This window comes from Streptomyces sp. NPDC102490 (assembly GCF_044765285.1).
Classification (GTDB): Bacteria; Actinomycetota; Actinomycetes; order Streptomycetales; family Streptomycetaceae; genus Streptomyces.
Genome location: NZ_JBIWJU010000004.1, coordinates 561,849 through 577,478 on the forward strand (window position 1 = coordinate 561,849; position 15,630 = coordinate 577,478).

The window sequence follows — 15,630 nt, forward strand, 5'->3', positions numbered from 1 at the left end:
CAACCGGGGCGGGGCACGGGCGGCCCGGTCACTGGCGGTGAGCCCGGAGGGCGGCGAGGGCGCGGTCGGCGTGCGTGTTCATCCTCAGCTCGCTGCGGACGACCTCCAGCAGCGTGCGGTCCCGCCCGATGACGAAGGTGACCCGCTTGGTGGGTGCCAGGCTGAAGCCCCGCCGCACCCCGAACCGCTCCCGGACGGTGCCGTCGGCGTCGGACAGCAGCGGCATGCCGAGGGTGTGGCGCCCGGCGAACTCCTGCTGGCGTTCCACGGGGTCGCCGCTGACGCCGACGGGCCGGGCGCCGACCGCGGCGAACTCGGCGGCGAGGTCGCGGAAGTGGCAGGCTTCCGCGGTGCAGCCGGTGGTCAGGGCCGCGGGGTAGAAGAACAGGACGACCGGGCCGTCCGCGAGCAGTTCGGACAGGCGGCGCGGGGTGCCGGTCTCGTCCGGCAGCGTGAAGTCCTCGACGGTGTCGCCCACGGCGGGGAGCGCGCTCATGACCGGCTCCCGCTGCCCTGGGCGACGGCACGGGCCCACAGCACGAGCGGCACCTGCACGGGCAGCCGTCCGAGGGCGGCGGCCTTCAGCGGGGCGGGGCGGTGCCGCCAGTCCCAGGCCATCTTGACGTTGGCGGGGAACACCCCCGCGAAGAAGGCGGCGGCGGTCAGCGCGGCGGCCCGGCGGGTGCGCGGCACGGTGAGTCCGGCGGCCAGCGCGAGTTCGGCGACGCCGCTGGCGTACGTCCAGGCCCGGGGCGTGCCCGGCAGGGAGCGCGGCACGATGGCGTCGAAGGGGCGGGGCTGGGCGAAATGGGCGACGCCCGCGGTGGCCAGCAGGCCGGCGAGCAGCAGGGGTGAGCGTTCGGACCGTGACACGGTTCCTCCTCAGGGGGGCCTGCCGCGCGATATTACTCGACGGTAAGGACCGGGCGGCGAACGGTTCACGTCCGGCGGTCGCGGGTGCCGGACATGCGGCCGCACGCGCGGCGGCGCGGGCCGCGGAAGGCACTCCCGCACGCTCGACCGCGCGCGGAAGCACCCGGCCCGGACCGGCTCACCACCCGCCCGTCATCCCCCGCCCCGGGGCGTGACGGGCGCCAGCCACATGCCCACGATCGCGTCCACGAGCCCGTCGGCCGCGTCCTGCCAGCTGGCCCGCGGCGTGGGGCGGTTCTCGGCCAGCGCCCGCTCGCGCTCCTCCGCGGTGTGCACGATGAGGTGGCGGGCCATGTCGCCCCGCTCCGCGCGGACCTCGTCCGGCAGCGCGGGCATGCACCGGTTGCGCCCCTCGATGATCGCCCGCAGCGAGAGCGACGCCCGGGACTCCTCGAGCATGATCTGCCGCAGCGCGGGGTCGGTCATGACCTGGGCGCAGAACCGCGCGTACCAGGTGGGACTGCCCAGCGCCGCCAGGTGGTCGAACTGGGGACGGACCAGGCAGTCCACCCAGTCGCGCAGGTCGGCCGAGTCGCCGAGGGCGGCGAGCTGCCGGGCGCGCAGTTCCTCGACGCGTTCCGAGTGGCGCCGCACGATGGCCCGGACCAGGTCCGTCTTCGTGCCGAAGTGGTAGCCGACCGCCGCGTTGTTGCCCTGTCCGGCGGCCTCGCTGACCTGACGGTTGGAGACCGCGTACACCCCGTGCTCGGCGAACAGCCGCTCAGCGGTGGTGAGGATCAGCTGCCGGGTCGCGCTGACCTGTTCCGTCCGGACCGTCCTGCCCGCCATGACCACCACCGCGCCGGGACTTGCTCCGCACCGCCCGCGACGACCAGTCCCTCGAGTCGTCGCAGGTCCGCCGGCGTGCGGCGGGTCGTCACGAAAGCCTACGGCGCGGCGGCACCGGGTCGCCGCCCGGCCCGGACGGGTGTTCGCCCTCCCCACCCCGTACGATACTTCAAGCGACTGACTTAAACGTTCGTGCTCCGGTTTCCCACGCCCGTCGCAAGACGCATCGCCCGAAAGGCTCCTCCATGCCCGCTTCCCCCGCCTCACCGCGGCCGAACGCCGTGGTGGCGGTACTGGCCCTGGCCGGGATCGTCGTCGCGCTGATGCAGACCCTGGTCATCCCGATCATCCCGGAGCTGCCCAGGCTCCTGGACGCGGCGCCCTCGGACGCGGCCTGGGCGGTGACCGCCACGCTGCTCGCCTCCGCGGTGGCCACCCCGGTCGTCGGCCGGCTCGGCGACATGTTCGGCAAGCGGCGGATGCTGCTGCTCAGCCTGGTACTGCTGATCGCCGGCTCGGCGGTCTGCGCACTGAGCGACGCGCTGGTCCCGATGGTCGCCGGACGCGCCCTTCAGGGCCTGTCCGCCGCCGTGATCCCGCTCGGCATCAGCATCATGCGCGACGAACTGCCCCTCGAGCGGCTGGCCGGTGCCACCGCGGTGATGAGCGCCTCCCTCGGGGTCGGCGGCGCGCTCGGCCTGCCCGCCGCGGCACTGATCGCGGACAAGCTCGACTGGCACATGCTGTTCTGGCTCTCCGGCGCGCTCGGCGCCGTCTCCCTGGTGCTGGTGCTGACGCTGGTGCCGGAGTCGGCGGTGCGCACCGGCGGCCGGTTCGACGTGCCCGGCGGCATCGGCATGGCCGCCGGTCTCGCGAGCCTGCTGCTGGCCATCTCCAAGGGCGGCGACTGGGGCTGGTCCTCGGCCACCACCCTCGGCCTGTTCGCGGCGGCCGTGGTGATCCTGCTGGTCTGGGGCCGGTGGGAGCTGCACACCCCGGAGCCCCTGGTGGACCTGCGCACCACCGCCCGCCGCCAGGTGCTGTTCACCAACCTGGCGTCCGTCGCCATCGGCTTCTCGATGTTCGCGATGTCCCTGGTCCTTCCGCAGCTGTTGCAGTTGCCTGAGGCCACCGGTTACGGGCTCGGCCGCTCGCTGCTGACCACGGGTCTGGTGATGGCGCCGTCCGGTCTGGTGATGATGGCGTTCGCCCCGGTCTCCGCGAAGGTCTCCAAGTCCAGGGGCCCGAAGGTGACGCTGATGATCGGCGCCCTGATCGTGGCGGCGGGCTACGGACTGAACATCGTGCTGATGGCCGAGGTCTGGCACCTGGTCCTGGTCTCCTGCGTCATCAGCGCGGGCATCGGCTTCGCCTACGGCGCCATGCCGTCGCTGATCATGGGCGCGGTGCCGGCGAACGAGACGGCCGCCGCGAACAGCCTCAACACCCTGATGCGGTCCCTGGGCACCTCGGTCGCCAGCGCCGTCGCCGGGGTGATCCTGGCCCAGCTGACCATCGACCTGGGCGGTTTCGCCCTGCCGTCCGAGAACGCGTTCAAGGTGGTCATGGCCATTGGCGCCGGCGCGGCCCTGCTGGCCGCCGCCCTCGCGTCCTTCCTCCCCCGGCACCGTCCGGCCGGCCCCGTGGCGGGCCCCGCACCGGCCGAGGGCACCGCGACGGAGCCCGCCTCCGTGCGCTGACCGCGCGGGCGCCGGTCCCGCCCGGGACCGGCGCCGTTCAGGCGAACCTGGCGGGCGGCGGGCGTGACGGCGCCCGGCGGGGTCGAGTACTGACCCGTGGAGCTGCCGCTGATCCCTCCGATGCTCGCCACCCCCGGCGCCCTGCCGCCGGCCGGGCAGGACGCGCGCTGGGCCTACGAGACCAAGCAGGACGGGCAGCGCGTGGTGGTCTACCTGCCCGGCGACGGAAGCGTCCTGCTGCGCGCCCGCTCCGGCCAGGACATCACCGCCGCCTACCCGGAGCTGGCGCCGCTCGCCACCGCGCTCGGCGCGACCCCCGCCGTACTGGACGGCGAGGTGCTGGCCCTGGACGAACGGGGCCGCGCCGACTTCCAGTTGCTCCAGTCCCGGATGGGCCTCGCGCACGCCCCCGGCCGGGCCGCGCACCGGGCGGCGAAGGCCCCCGTCCACCTGGTCCTGTTCGACGCCCTCCACCTGGCCGGACGCTCCCTGCTGCGCCTGCCCTACACCGGCCGCCGGGAGCGGCTGACGGACCTCGGTCTCGGCGGGCCGTCGTGGTCGACCCCGGCCGCGCTGGTCGGGCACGGCGAACAGGCCCTGCGGGCCACCCGCGAGCACGGCCTGGAGGGGCTGGTCTGCAAGCGGCTGGACTCGGTGTACGAGCCCGGGGTCCGCTCCCGGGCCTGGATCAAGATCCGCAACCTGCGCAGCGAGGACGTCGTGGTCGGCGGCTGGCTGCCCGGCAAGGGACGGCTCGGCGGGCTCCCCGGTGCCGTCCTGGTCGGCCAGCGCGCCGCGGGCCGGCTGCGCTACGTCGGCGGGGTGGGCACCGGGTGGAGCGCGGGCGAGCGCGCCGAGCTGGCCGCGCTGCTGGCGGCCGCCGCGAGTGACGTGTGCCCCTTCGACCCGGTGCCGCGGGTGCCGGGGGCGCGCTGGGTGGTGCCCCGGCTGGTCGGCGAGGTCCGCTACAGCACGCGCACCCGGGAGGGCATGCTGCGCCAGCCGTCCTGGCTCAGGCTCCGCCCGGACCTGGCGCCCGAGGAGTCGGCCGCGGACCTTCCGGACGACCTCGTGTGAGGGGGTGACGCCGGATCAGCTGTTGGTCCGGCCTTCACCGCGGGGACGCCTGCGCACCCTTGGCGCGGGAGGAAAAAGACGGGAACCTGAACTCCCCTTTCCCCCACATCCGTTGGGCTGCACCAGCCCGAGGAGGACGCGATGCCGCCGCGTACCGCCCGAACGCCCCGCAGGAGATGGCTCACCGTACCGCTCGGTGCCCTCGCCCTCGTCCTGGCCTTCCCCGCCACCGCGTTCGCCGCCCCGCCGCCGGGGCTGCCCGGCAACGCCGACGGCCTGGAGCGGGCGTACCAGCCCGCCTACGACTACGACACCGACGGCTGCTATCCCACCCCGGCCATCGGCGCCGACGGAGCGGTCAACGGCGGGCTGAACCCGACCGGCGCCCTCAACGGCAACTGCCGCGACGCCTCCGACCTGGACAACACCAACGGCTATGCGCGCGCCAAGTGCGACAACGGTTGGTGCGCCTACCTGTACGGCCTCTACTTCGAGAAGGACCAGGCGCTGCCCGGCACGAGCCTCGGCGGCCACCGGCACGACTGGGAGCACGTGGTGGTGTGGGTGAAGGACGACGCCGTGCACTACGTGTCGACGTCCCACCACGGCTCGTTCAGCGTGTACGAGCGCTCCGCCGTCCGCTTCGACGGCACCCATCCGAAGATCGTCTACCACAAGGACGGCATCAGCACCCACTGCTTCCGCCCGGCGACCGCGGGCGACGAGCCGCCTGAGAACCACAAGGGCACCTGGCAATATCCGGCCCTCGTGGGCTGGAACGGCTATCCCGCGGGCCTGCGCGAGAAGCTGAGCGCCTACGACTTCGGCAGCGCCACCTTCGGCCTCAAGGACGGCAGCTTCGCCTCCCACCTGGCCGCCGCCAAGCCGTCCGGCATCCCCTTCGACCCGAACGCCTGAGGCGAACGGAGAAGACGCACAGGGTGGGGCCGGTCGAGCGAACCGCGCCCCATGGACGCCCCCGCGCGCACTATCGTGGCCGCATGTCCGCCCCCGAACTCATCCGCATCGTTTCCCGCGACTCCCCCATGGCGCTGGCTCAGGTCGAGCGCGTCCGGGCCGAACTGGCGGCCCTCCACCCCGGCGTGCGCACCGAGGTCGTCCCGGTGAAGACCACCGGCGACAAGTGGCTCGGTGACCTGTCGCAGGTGGAGGGCAAGGGGGCGTTCACCAAGGAGGTCGACGCCGCCCTGCTGTCGGGCGAGGCCGATCTCGCGGTGCACTGCGTCAAGGACGTGCCGGCCGACCGGCCGCTGCCCGCCGGCACGGTGTTCGCCGCGTTCCTGGAGCGGGACGACGTGCGGGACGCGCTGGTCCACCCGGACGGGCTCACCCTGGACGAGCTGCCGGACGGGACGCGCGTCGGCACGTCCTCGGTGCGCCGTGTGGCCCAGCTGGCCGCCACCCACCCGCACCTGCGGTGCGTGCCCTTCCGCGGCAACGCCAACCGGCGGCTGGCGAAGCTCGCCGCGGGCGAGGCGGACGCGCTGCTGCTCGCGGTCTCCGGTCTGGAGCGCATCGGCCGGAGCGACGTGATCAGCGAGGTCCTCTCCCCCGAGACGATGATGCCGCCGATCGGCGCGGGCATCCTCGCCCTGCAGTGCCGGGAGGGAGACCGGGGTCTGATCGACGCGGTGAGCGGCCTCGGCCATCCCGCGACGCACCGGGAGGCGACGGCGGAGCGGATGTTCCTGCATGTCCTCCAGGGGCACTGCAACAGCCCGATCGCCGGGTACGCCCGCGTGGACCGCGGCGGTGAACTCTCCCTGCGGGCCTGCGTGTTCACCCCGGACGGCAAGGTCCGGCTGAACGCCCACGAGTGGGCCGGCCGGCTCGACCCAGCGACCCTGGGCACCTCGGTCGCGGTGGCCCTGCTGCGGCAGGGCGCCCGGGAGATCATCGACGGCATCGCGCACTGAGAGCGGCATCGCGCACTGAGAGCGGCATCGCGCGCCGAGGGCGGCCGTCCGGCGGATCAGGCCGGGCCCTCCTCCGACTGGCCCCGCAGGAACGCGCTCACCTGGTGCGCGAGGCCCTCGTCCCGCACCCCGCCGCACGGAGTGGCGCCGGCGCCGTCGGGCAGGCCGAGGACGCCGCTCCACAGCCGGCGGTCGGCCCACTCCTCGTCCACCCGCAGCTGCACCTGCACGTCCACCTGGCTCAGGCTCGCCTCCGGGCCGGCCGCGTAGAGCACGGCCGTGGCCCGGCGCAGCGGGTAGACGTCGAAGCCCTCGATGAACTGGGAGTTGCGCCAGTCCAGGAAGGCGCTCTCCCCGTCGGGTCCGATCCGCACGTCGATCTGGCCGTCCTCCAGGTGGATGCCGAGGTGCCGCGCTCCCCGGTTCTCGACGGTCACCCGGACCCGGAAGTACGTCAGCCCCTCGGCGGCGTCGTCGCGGCCACGCGGCGGCTCGGCCGGCTCAAGACGGTGGACACGGACCCGCAGGCCGGCGTGCTCGTCGTACTCCTGCCAGTCCCCGACCACGTTCGGCTCGTACACGGTGCCCCTCTCGACCTCTCGACGCTGCTTCCTATCCGCACGCTCAGCGCACTGTCAAATGAGCGGAATGCGCTGTGGCCAGGGACTTCGTCCCTTTTGATCGGCGATCAAGCGTTGCGCAGGGACGATCCGCCGGCGCCGCCTCCGCGCGATCACCGGGAGCGTGCCGCACATCACGTCCCGCTACCGGGCGGCCGCCCGATCACCGGTACGCAGCCGTTCGAGTGGCCGTTCGGGGCAATCGCGCTCAGTATCCATATATACGAGGACTTGCCAGCACCCCTGCTGAGGGAGGTGCGCGTGATGCGTGTCGCCGGCAGAACCCAGCCCCACCCGCACGACGACGCCCCCGACACGGCCGCGGCGTTCGACCGGCTCGCCGGGCTGCCCGAGGGACCGGAGCGCAAGGCGCTGCGGGACGAACTGATCCGGGTCTGGCTGCCCATGGCGGAGCGGATCGCCGTCCGCTTCCGGGGCCGCGGCGAGAACCTGGAGGACCTCTATCAGGTGGCGGCCCTCGGCCTGGTCAAGGCCGTCGACCACTACGACCCCGCTCGGGGCCACGCCTTCGAGGCGTACGCGGTGCCGACCGTCACCGGCGAGATCAAACGGCACTTCCGCGACCACATGTGGACGCTGCACGTGCCGCGCCGCATCCAGGACCTGCGCAACCGGGTCCGCAGGTCGGCGAAGGAGCTGGCGCAGACCACGCCGGGGCGCGCCCCGACCGTCGAGGAGATCGCCGAGCACGCGCAGCTGACCACGGTCGAGGTGCGCACCGGCATGGAGGCCCTGGAGTGCTTCTCGGCCCTGTCGCTGGAGGCGGAGATGCCCGGCACCGACGGGTACGCCCTCGGTGACGCGCTGGGCGGCCCCGATCCCGCCTTCGACGCGGTGGTCGACCGGGTGGCCGTCCGGCCGTGTCTGGAGGCGCTGCCCGAGCGCGAGCGCACCATCCTCTATCTGCGCTTCTTCGGAGGGATGACCCAAAGCCGCATCGCCCAGCAGCTCGGCATCTCCCAGATGCACGTCTCCCGGCTGCTCACCGGCTGTTTCGACCGGATACGCGAGGAGATCCTGGCGGAGGCCCGCTGAGCGCGGGCCGCCCCAGACGGTCCTCCAGGGCTGCCAGGATCTCCGGCGGCATCACTCCGGTGCGCCCCCAGATGAGTACCGCTTCCGCCACAGTGCGGAGTTTGATGTTCGTATGCTGGGAAACTTCCTTCAGGACGAGCCATCCCTCGTCCGGCGTCACCCCGCCGAGGGCGATGACCACCCCGATCGCCTGGTCGACGACGGCGTGCGAGACGACCGCCTCCTTGAGCTGCCTGACCTGCTCCTGCAACTGGAAGATCTGGTCCACGTCGGTGGTGGGCACGGTCACCTCGGGGCCTCCGTTTCGGCGCCATGTGCGGGGTACTCGCCAGGCGCCCGCCGCACTCCCGGCCGGACACTGGTGTGGAGCCGGTGGCTGCCGGTGGACGAGACCAGGACACGACTGCCATGAACCACGACACGACCTCCTCCACCCGCGGGGAAGGCCTCCTGTCCACGCACTCCGTGTACGGGGCCCCCTGCTGGGTGAGTCTCACCAGCCGTGATCTGAAGGCCACCGAGGACTTCTACTCCGCCGTGCTGGGCTGGCAGTGGCGGCCCGTCCGGCTGGGCGAGCCCTTCCGGATCGCCCTGGCCGACGGGGTGCCGGTCGCCGGGATCGCCGCCGTCGCCGCGATGTGGCAGATGGCGGTGGCCTGGACGCCGTACTTCGCCGTGCGCAGCGCGGACGAGGCCGTGTCGCGGGCGCAGGAGCGCGGCGGCACCGCCGCGGTCGGGCCGATCTCCCTGCCGCCGGGGCGGGCGGCCCTGCTCGCCGACCGGGACGGGGCGACCTTCGGCATCTGGGAGGGCGAACTGTTCTCGGACTGGGACGCCTGGCGCACCAAGCGGCCCGCCTTCATCCGGCTGCACACCCGTGACGCCTTCGACGCCGCGATCTTCTACGGCGAGATCTTCGAGTGGGCGTCGGGGCAGGGCTGCTGCGAGGTCCGGTACGAGGGTGACGAGGTGGTCCTGCGCCACGAGGGCAAGGTGGTGGCCCGCATCGAGTCGGGCGCGCTGGGAGCGGCTCCCGACCCGGCCGTCCGGCCGCACTGGCAGGTCCACTTCGCGGTCGAGGACGTCACGGCCTGTGCCCGCGCCGCCGAGCGGCACGGCGGCAGTGTGCTGTCCCTGGGTGCGGACGAGGCGGTGCTCCGGGACGTCGACGGCGCGCAGTTCACGGTGACCGCGCGCCGTCTCGGCAGCTGACCTCACCGGCTCACCGGGCCGGTGCGGGAGGGCCGGGAGAGCAGCACCAGGCTGCGCTGCTCGACGGTCAGCCGGGTGCCGGCCTTGTGCTCGGCCTCGTCGGGGACGCCCTCGGGGTCGGCGGTGTCGACCAGGGCCGTCCAGCGTTCGCCGTAGGTGGCGTCGGGCAGCCGGAAGTGGACCGGCTCCCAGTGGCTGTTGAGCAGCAGCAGGAAGGAGTCGTCCACCACGGGCCGGCCGCGGGGGTCGGGTTCGGCGATGGCGTCGCCGTTGAGGAAGACGCCGACGGTGTGCGCGTCGGAGCGCTGCCAGTCGTCGTCGCTCATCTCCCGCGCGTCGGGCAGCAGCCACACCAGGTCGGGCAGCGGCTGGTCCGCGTGCGTGAGGGTCTCCCCGCGGAAGAAGCGGCGCCGGCGCAGCACCGGGTGGTCGGCCCGCAGCGCGATCAGGCGCCGGGTGAAGTCCAGCAGCGCGCGCTGCTCGTCGCCGAGCCGCCAGTCGATCCAGGAGATCTCGTTGTCCTGGCAGTAGGCGTTGTTGTTGCCGCGCTGGGTGCGGCCGAGTTCGTCGCCGTGGCAGATCATCGGGATGCCCTGCGAGAGCAGGAGCGTGGCCAGGAAGTTGCGCTGCTGGCGGCCGCGCAGTTCCCGCACGGCCGGGTCCCGGGTGTCGCCCTCCACGCCGCAGTTCCAGGAGCGGTTGTGGCTCTCGCCGTCCCGGTTGTCCTCGCCGTTGGCCTCGTTGTGCTTGTCGTTGTACGAGACGAGGTCGCGCAGGGTGAACCCGTCGTGGGCGGTGACGAAGTTGACGCTGGCGCGGGGACGGCGGCGGCTGTGCTGGTAGAGGTCGGAGGAGCCGGTCAGCCGGGAGGCGAACTCGCCGAGCGTGTGCTCCTCGGCGCGCCAGAAGTCCCGTACGGCGTCGCGGTACTTGCCGTTCCACTCCGACCACAGCTGCGGGAAGTTGCCCACCTGGTAGCCGCCCTCACCGACGTCCCAGGGCTCGGCGATCAGCTTGACGCGGCTGATCACCGGGTCCTGCTGGATGAGGTCGAAGAACGCGGACAGCCGGTCCACCTCGTGGAACTGCCGGGCCAGGGTGGCCGCGAGGTCGAAGCGGAAGCCGTCGACGTGCATCTCGGTGACCCAGTACCGCAGCGAGTCCATGATGAGCTGGAGCACGTAGGGGTGGCGCATCAGCAGGCTGTTGCCGGTGCCGGTGGTGTCGTAGTAGTGCTGCCAGTCGCCGTCCACCAGGCGGTAGTAGGAGGCGTTGTCGATGCCGCGGAAGGAGAGGGTGGGGCCCTTCTCGTTGCCCTCGGCGGTGTGGTTGTAGACGACGTCGAGGATCACCTCGAGGCCGGCCGCGTGCAGGGCCTTGACCATCGACTTGAACTCGGTGACCTGCTGGCCGCGGGTGCCGAGGGCGGCGTAGCCGTTGTGCGGCGCGAAGAAGCCGATGGTGTTGTAGCCCCAGTAGTTGGCGAGGCCCCGGTCCTGGAGCACTCCGTCGTGGACGAACTGGTGCACCGGCATCAGTTCCACGGCGGTCACGCCGAGGGAGGTCAGGTGGTCCACCACCGCCGGGTGCGCGAGGCCCGCGTAGGTGCCGCGCAGTTCCTCGGGCACGTCGGGGTGGGTGCGGCTGAGGCCGCGGACGTGGGCCTCGTAGATGACGCTCTCCGAGTACGGGCGCCGGGGCGGCCGGTCGTCGCCCCAGTCGAAGAAGGGGTCGGTGACCACGCCGAGCATGGTGTGCCCGGCGCTGTCGCCCGGATCGGCCTTGCCCCTGGCCCGCTCGAAGAGGGCGGCGTGGTTGTCCACCAGCCCGTCCACGGCGCGGGTGTAGGGGTCGAGGAGCAGCTTCGCCGGGTTGCAGCGATGGCCGACGGCCGGGGCCCACGGGCCGTGCACCCGGTAGCCGTAGCGCTGCCCCGGGCCGACGCCGGGCAGGTAGCAGTGCCAGACGAAGCCGTCCACGTCGGGCAGCGGGATGCTGCTGTGGCTGCCGTCGTCCTCGACGAGCACGAGGTCGACCCGCTCGGCGACCTCGCTGAACAGGGCGAAGTTGGTGCCCTGTCCGTCGTACGCGGCTCCCAGGGGGTATGGGTGCCCGCTCCACACGGGCGACCCCTTCCACTTCGGCCTGGCGCGGCTCACCGGGCCTCCTCCAGAATGCCGTCGCGCGTTCGTGCCCGGCCGGCCACCCGGGCCACCGGCATGATCTCTCGCGGCACTTCCAGCCCCTCCTGCGTGATCGGCTCGGGCGCCCTCGCCACCAGCGGGACGCGTTCGCCGGCGCGGGCGCGGCGCGAGAACCAGATGACCTTCGCCCCGGTGTCGGTGGCGCAGCAGCCCCAGCCGTCGCTGTGGGCGGCGAGGTGCTGGAGACAGGTGCGCAGGTCCTGGTCGACCCGGAGCGCCTGGTCGTTGCCGCCCACGGCGGTGATGAGGTGCTGGTGGTTCCACCACATCTCGATCGACGTGTTCTTGTCGCTGGCGTGCTCGTCGATCGCCCGGAGCAGCATCTCGGCGCCCGAGCAGACGGGTTCGACGAGGTTCTCCAGGTTCCAGAACCGGAGGTGAGCGGCCAGGATGCGCCTGACCTGTCCGACCCGTTCCGGGCTCACTTCCACGTCGAGGTGGTAGTAGCAGGGCACTGCGGTCTTCATCGTCGTGGCTCCTCACCGCGAAGGCTCTCGCTCCTCCTCGTCCCTTGGGGGACGGGCTCCCCGATCACGAAGCGTGAGCGCTGATCGCTTCTGAGTCACTCCAGAGTGGGAGCGGTAGCCCATTCGTGCAACACGAGCGGTCCAGAGGCCGGATTCCGGGCCGGAGCGGGTAACGGAAAGCGGTTGAAGATCCAACAAGACGGGGCGTCACCGCCCGTGCACCATGTGTGAAGAACTCGATCGTCCGTACCCCCGGACCGTCCGGAAGGTCACCGGCCATGCTGCTCCCCGCGAAGAGCGAAGTCGCCCGGCAGCTGCGGCATTACCGCGCCTGGGAACGCTCGATGCTGGCGTCCCCCACGGACGTCACCGTCCGGACCACCTTCGAGGACTCGGGTTACACCCTCTGCGTGCTGATGGGGAAGCGGTGCGCACGCGAGGCCGCGGACGCCGCCGAACGGTATCTGCGGACGAACCTGGTCACCCATGCGCAGGAGCAGCCGGAGCGGCTCGCCCCTTCGGGGCACAAGGCCCCCTCGGGCGCGGCCTGACCCGGTCGGCCCAACCCAATCGGCCGGGCCCGCGCCCGGCCCCGAAGCACGGCGGAGGTGAGATGCGGATGAGCGCGACCGTGGGGATCGGACGTATCCCGGTCCGGGACGTCCAGCCGGTGGTGGATCACGGCAGGCGTCCGGCGAAGGCGGTGACGGGAGAGACGTTCGAGGTCTCCGCCACCGTGTTCCGGGAGGGGCACGACGCGGTGGCCGCCAACGTCGTGCTGAAGGACCCCGAGGGCCGGCCGGGCCCCTGGACGCCGATGCGGGAGCTGGCCCCGGGCAGCGACCGCTGGGGCGCCGAGGTGACCCCGGGCGCACCGGGCAACTGGACGTACCGGGTGGAGGCGTGGAGCGACCCCGTCGCCACCTGGCGGCACACCGCGCGGATCAAGGTCCCGGCCGGCATCGACGCCGGCCTCGTGCTCGAGGAGGGGGCCGAGCTGTACCGGCGGGCCGCCGCCGGGGTGCCGAAGGAAGAGGGGCGGGCGGTGCTGCTGGCCGCGGCGGCGACCCTGCTCGACGACACGCTGCCCGTGGCCACCCGGCTGGCGGCGGCGTTGACGCCCCGGGTGGACGCGGTCCTGGCCCGCCACCCCCTGCGGGACCTGGTCACCTCCTCCGACCCGCTGCCCCTGCTCGTGGAGCGCGAACGCGCCCTGTACGGCGCCTGGTACGAGTTCTTCCCCCGCTCCGAGGGCACCCCCGCCCAGCCCCACGGCACCTTCCGCACCGCCACCCGCCGCCTGCCCGCCATCGCCGCCATGGGCTTCGACGTCGTCTACCTCCCCCCGATCCACCCCATCGGCACCACCCACCGCAAGGGCCGCAACAACACCCTCACCGCCACCCCCGACGACGTCGGCGTCCCCTGGGCCATCGGCTCCCCCGAAGGCGGCCACGACAGCGTCCACCCCGCCCTGGGCACCCTCGACGACTTCGACCACTTCGTCACCGAAGCAGACCGGCTGGGCCTGGAGATCGCCCTCGACTTCGCCCTCCAGTGCTCCCCCGACCACCCCTGGGTCCACAAACACCCCGACTGGTTCCACCACCGCCCCGACGGCTCCATCGCCCACGCCGAGAACCCGCCCAAGAAGTACCAGGACATCTACCCCATCGCCTTCGACGCCGACCCCGAAGGACTCGTCGCCGAAACCGTGCGCGTCCTGCGCTTCTGGATGGACCACGGCGTGCGGATCTTCCGCGTCGACAACCCCCACACCAAACCCGTCGCCTTCTGGGAACGCGTCATCACCACCGTCAACCACGCCGACCCCGACGTCATCTTCCTCGCCGAGGCCTTCACCCGCCCCGCGATGATGCACACCCTCGCCCAGATCGGCTTCCAGCAGTCCTACACCTACTTCACCTGGCGCAACACCAAGCAGGAACTGACCGACTACCTCACCGAACTGTCGGGGGAGGCCGCCGCCTACATGCGGCCCAACCTCTTCACCAACACCCCCGACATCCTGCACGCCTACCTCCAGCACGGCGGCCGCCCCGCCTTCGAGGTCCGCGCCGTCCTCGCCGCCACCCTCTCCCCCACCTGGGGCATCTACAGCGGCTACGAACTGTGCGAGAACACCCCCCTGCGCGACGGCAGCGAGGAATACCTCGACAGCGAGAAGTACCAGCTCAAACCCCGCGACTGGGACACCGCCGCCCGCGAGGGCACCACCATCGCCCCCCTCATCACCCGCCTCAACACCATCCGGCGCGCCCACCCCGCGCTGCACCGGCTGCGGAACCTCCACTTCCACCACACCGACAACGACGCGCTCATCGCGTACAGCAAGCGCGCCGGGTCGGACGTCGTCCTGGTGGTCGCCAACCTCGATCCGCATCGCACCCAGGAGGCCACGATCTCGCTCGACATGCCGCAGCTCGGCCTGGACTGGCACGAGTCGGTGCCGGTCCTCGACGAACTCACGGACGAGACCTACCACTGGGGCCGCACCAACTACGTGCGGCTGGAGCCCGGCCGGGCCCCCGCCCACGTCCTCCACCTCCGCCGGCCCTCCGCCGCCGCGCGCCGGAACGAAGGGTCCGCAGCCTCATGACCGTGAACGAGCCCGTGCCGGACAAGTTCGAGGACACTCCCGCCAAGGACCGCGACCCGGACTGGTTCAAACGAGCCGTCTTCTACGAGGTCCTCGTCCGTTCCTTCCAGGACAGCAACGGCGACGGCGTCGGCGACCTCAAGGGCCTGACCGCCAAGCTGGACTACCTGCAATGGCTGGGCGTGGACTGCCTCTGGCTCCCGCCCTTCTTCAAGTCACCGCTGCGCGACGGCGGCTACGACGTCTCCGACTACACCGCCGTCCTGCCCGAGTTCGGCGACCTCGCCGACTTCGTGGAGTTCGTGGACGCGGCCCACCAGCGCGGCATGCGCGTGATCATCGACTTCGTCATGAACCACACCAGCGACCAGCACCCGTGGTTCCAGGAGTCCCGCAAGAACCCCGACGGCCCCTACGGCGACTACTACGTCTGGGCCGACGACGACACCCGGTACGCCGACGCCCGCATCATCTTCGTCGACACCGAGGCGTCCAACTGGACCTTCGACCCGGTCCGCGGCCAGTACTTCTGGCACCGCTTCTTCTCCCACCAGCCGGACCTCAACTACGAGAACCCGGCCGTGCAGGAGGAGATGCTGGCCGCCCTGAAGTTCTGGCTGGACCTGGGGGTCGACGGCTACCGGCTGGACGCCGTGCCCTACCTGTACGCCGAAGAGGGCACCAACTGCGAGAACCTGCCCGCCTCGCACGCGTTCCTCAAGCGGGTGCGCCGCGAGATCGACGCGCACTACCCGGACACCGTGCTGCTGGCGGAGGCCAACCAGTGGCCGGAGGACGTCGTCGACTACTTCGGCGACTTCGCGGCCGGTGGCGACGAGTGCCACATGGCCTTCCACTTCCCGGTGATGCCGCGCATCTTCATGGCCGTGCGCCGCGAGTCCCGCTATCCCGTGTCGGAAATCCTCGCCAAGACCCCGGCGATCCCGTCGGGCTGCCAGTGGGGCATCTTCCTGCGCAACCACGACGAGCTGACCCTGGAAATGGTCACCGACGA

General features: G+C 72.3%; 16 protein-coding genes. 9 read left to right on the top strand and 7 right to left on the bottom strand.

What is annotated here, in order from left to right; genetic code table 11:
• Positions 1-28: 28 nt before the first annotated feature.
• The 3 genes from ACIRGB_RS11820 to ACIRGB_RS11830 form a co-directional block, all read right to left on the bottom strand.
• Positions 29-496 (bottom strand): peroxiredoxin, encoded by a 468-nt coding sequence (locus ACIRGB_RS11820; protein WP_403862041.1) that lies wholly within the window; start codon positions 494-496, stop codon positions 29-31.
• The gene (locus ACIRGB_RS11825; protein ID WP_403862044.1) at positions 493-873 is read right to left on the bottom strand and encodes a DoxX family protein; all 381 of its coding nucleotides are present in this window, start codon (positions 871-873) and stop codon (positions 493-495) included. The genes ACIRGB_RS11820 and ACIRGB_RS11825 overlap by 4 nt, the downstream gene beginning before the upstream one ends.
• 192 nt (positions 874-1,065) lie before the next feature.
• Entirely contained in the window at positions 1,066-1,722 is a 657-nt protein-coding gene (locus ACIRGB_RS11830) for a TetR/AcrR family transcriptional regulator (RefSeq protein WP_403862047.1), read from the bottom strand.
• Between the two features lie 245 nt (positions 1,723-1,967).
• Here ACIRGB_RS11830 and ACIRGB_RS11835 point away from each other — a divergent pair, with 245 nt between their 5' ends.
• From ACIRGB_RS11835 to hemC, 4 genes are all read left to right on the top strand, one after another.
• Positions 1,968-3,422: an MFS transporter gene (locus ACIRGB_RS11835; protein ID WP_403862050.1), complete on the top strand. Its 1,455-nt coding sequence runs from the start codon at positions 1,968-1,970 to the stop codon at positions 3,420-3,422.
• 96 nt (positions 3,423-3,518) lie between these two features.
• The gene (locus ACIRGB_RS11840; RefSeq protein WP_403862053.1) at positions 3,519-4,499 is read left to right on the top strand and encodes an ATP-dependent DNA ligase; all 981 of its coding nucleotides are present in this window, start codon (positions 3,519-3,521) and stop codon (positions 4,497-4,499) included.
• 141 nt (positions 4,500-4,640) lie between these two features.
• Positions 4,641-5,417 carry an NPP1 family protein gene (locus ACIRGB_RS11845; RefSeq protein ID WP_403862056.1) on the top strand — a complete coding sequence of 259 codons (777 nt, stop codon included), beginning with the start codon at positions 4,641-4,643 and terminating at the stop codon, positions 5,415-5,417.
• Positions 5,418-5,500: 83 nt separating this feature from the next.
• Positions 5,501-6,436: a hydroxymethylbilane synthase gene (gene hemC, locus ACIRGB_RS11850; RefSeq protein ID WP_403862058.1), complete on the top strand. Its 936-nt coding sequence runs from the start codon at positions 5,501-5,503 to the stop codon at positions 6,434-6,436.
• A gap of 56 nt (positions 6,437-6,492) precedes the next feature.
• On the opposite strand, the gene ACIRGB_RS11855 is transcribed toward hemC, so the two are convergent.
• A complete protein-coding gene (locus ACIRGB_RS11855) occupies positions 6,493-7,017 on the bottom strand; it encodes a hypothetical protein (RefSeq protein ID WP_403862061.1) in 525 nt (174 codons plus the stop codon).
• Between the two features lie 303 nt (positions 7,018-7,320).
• On the opposite strand from ACIRGB_RS11855, the gene ACIRGB_RS11860 reads away from it, so the two are divergent.
• A complete protein-coding gene (locus ACIRGB_RS11860; protein WP_403862131.1) occupies positions 7,321-8,112 on the top strand; it encodes a SigB/SigF/SigG family RNA polymerase sigma factor in 792 nt (263 codons plus the stop codon).
• On the opposite strand, the gene ACIRGB_RS11865 is transcribed toward ACIRGB_RS11860, so the two are convergent.
• Positions 8,060-8,401 (bottom strand): ANTAR domain-containing protein, encoded by a 342-nt coding sequence (locus tag ACIRGB_RS11865; RefSeq protein ID WP_403862063.1) that lies wholly within the window; start codon positions 8,399-8,401, stop codon positions 8,060-8,062. The two genes, ACIRGB_RS11860 and ACIRGB_RS11865, sit on opposite strands and share 53 nt — an antisense overlap.
• A 119-nt stretch (positions 8,402-8,520) precedes the next feature.
• On the opposite strand from ACIRGB_RS11865, the gene ACIRGB_RS11870 reads away from it, so the two are divergent.
• Positions 8,521-9,324, top strand: a complete 804-nt coding sequence (locus ACIRGB_RS11870) for a VOC family protein (RefSeq protein ID WP_403862066.1) — start codon at positions 8,521-8,523, stop codon at positions 9,322-9,324.
• 2 nt (positions 9,325-9,326) lie between these two features.
• Here the strand turns inward: ACIRGB_RS11870 and glgX are convergent, their stop codons facing one another.
• Both glgX and ACIRGB_RS11880 read right to left on the bottom strand, forming a co-directional pair.
• Entirely contained in the window at positions 9,327-11,483 is a 2,157-nt protein-coding gene (gene glgX, locus ACIRGB_RS11875) for a glycogen debranching protein GlgX (protein ID WP_403862069.1), read from the bottom strand.
• The gene (locus tag ACIRGB_RS11880; protein WP_403862072.1) at positions 11,480-11,995 is read right to left on the bottom strand and encodes a pep a2; all 516 of its coding nucleotides are present in this window, start codon (positions 11,993-11,995) and stop codon (positions 11,480-11,482) included. Before ACIRGB_RS11880 ends, glgX begins: the two co-directional genes overlap by 4 nt.
• Before the next feature lie 278 nt (positions 11,996-12,273).
• Here ACIRGB_RS11880 and ACIRGB_RS11885 point away from each other — a divergent pair, with 278 nt between their 5' ends.
• The 3 genes from ACIRGB_RS11885 to ACIRGB_RS11895 form a co-directional block, all read left to right on the top strand.
• A complete protein-coding gene (locus tag ACIRGB_RS11885) occupies positions 12,274-12,546 on the top strand; it encodes a DUF5133 domain-containing protein (protein ID WP_059302912.1) in 273 nt (90 codons plus the stop codon).
• Positions 12,547-12,608: 62 nt separating this feature from the next.
• Complete coding sequence (locus tag ACIRGB_RS11890) at positions 12,609-14,615, top strand: maltotransferase domain-containing protein (protein ID WP_403862076.1); 2,007 nt, start codon at positions 12,609-12,611, stop codon at positions 14,613-14,615.
• Positions 14,612-15,630 (top strand): alpha-amylase family glycosyl hydrolase (locus tag ACIRGB_RS11895; protein WP_403862079.1); only part of this gene is annotated, 1,019 nt, incomplete at its 3' end. The genes ACIRGB_RS11890 and ACIRGB_RS11895, both read left to right, overlap by 4 nt.

Coding starts and splice junctions, on each gene's coding strand:
- ACIRGB_RS11885 (WP_059302912.1), top strand. CDS start 12,274: ATGCTGCTCCCCGCGAAGAGCGAAGTCGCCCGGCAGCTGCGGCATTAC.
- ACIRGB_RS11890 (WP_403862076.1), top strand. CDS start 12,609: ATGCGGATGAGCGCGACCGTGGGGATCGGACGTATCCCGGTCCGGGAC.
- ACIRGB_RS11845 (WP_403862056.1), top strand. CDS start 4,641: ATGCCGCCGCGTACCGCCCGAACGCCCCGCAGGAGATGGCTCACCGTA.
- ACIRGB_RS11870 (WP_403862066.1), top strand. CDS start 8,521: ATGAACCACGACACGACCTCCTCCACCCGCGGGGAAGGCCTCCTGTCC.
- ACIRGB_RS11860 (WP_403862131.1), top strand. CDS start 7,321: ATGCGTGTCGCCGGCAGAACCCAGCCCCACCCGCACGACGACGCCCCC.
- ACIRGB_RS11820 (WP_403862041.1), bottom strand. CDS start 496: ATGAGCGCGCTCCCCGCCGTGGGCGACACCGTCGAGGACTTCACGCTG.
- hemC (WP_403862058.1), top strand. CDS start 5,501: ATGTCCGCCCCCGAACTCATCCGCATCGTTTCCCGCGACTCCCCCATG.
- ACIRGB_RS11880 (WP_403862072.1), bottom strand. CDS start 11,995: ATGAAGACCGCAGTGCCCTGCTACTACCACCTCGACGTGGAAGTGAGC.
- ACIRGB_RS11830 (WP_403862047.1), bottom strand. CDS start 1,722: ATGGCGGGCAGGACGGTCCGGACGGAACAGGTCAGCGCGACCCGGCAG.
- ACIRGB_RS11835 (WP_403862050.1), top strand. CDS start 1,968: ATGCCCGCTTCCCCCGCCTCACCGCGGCCGAACGCCGTGGTGGCGGTA.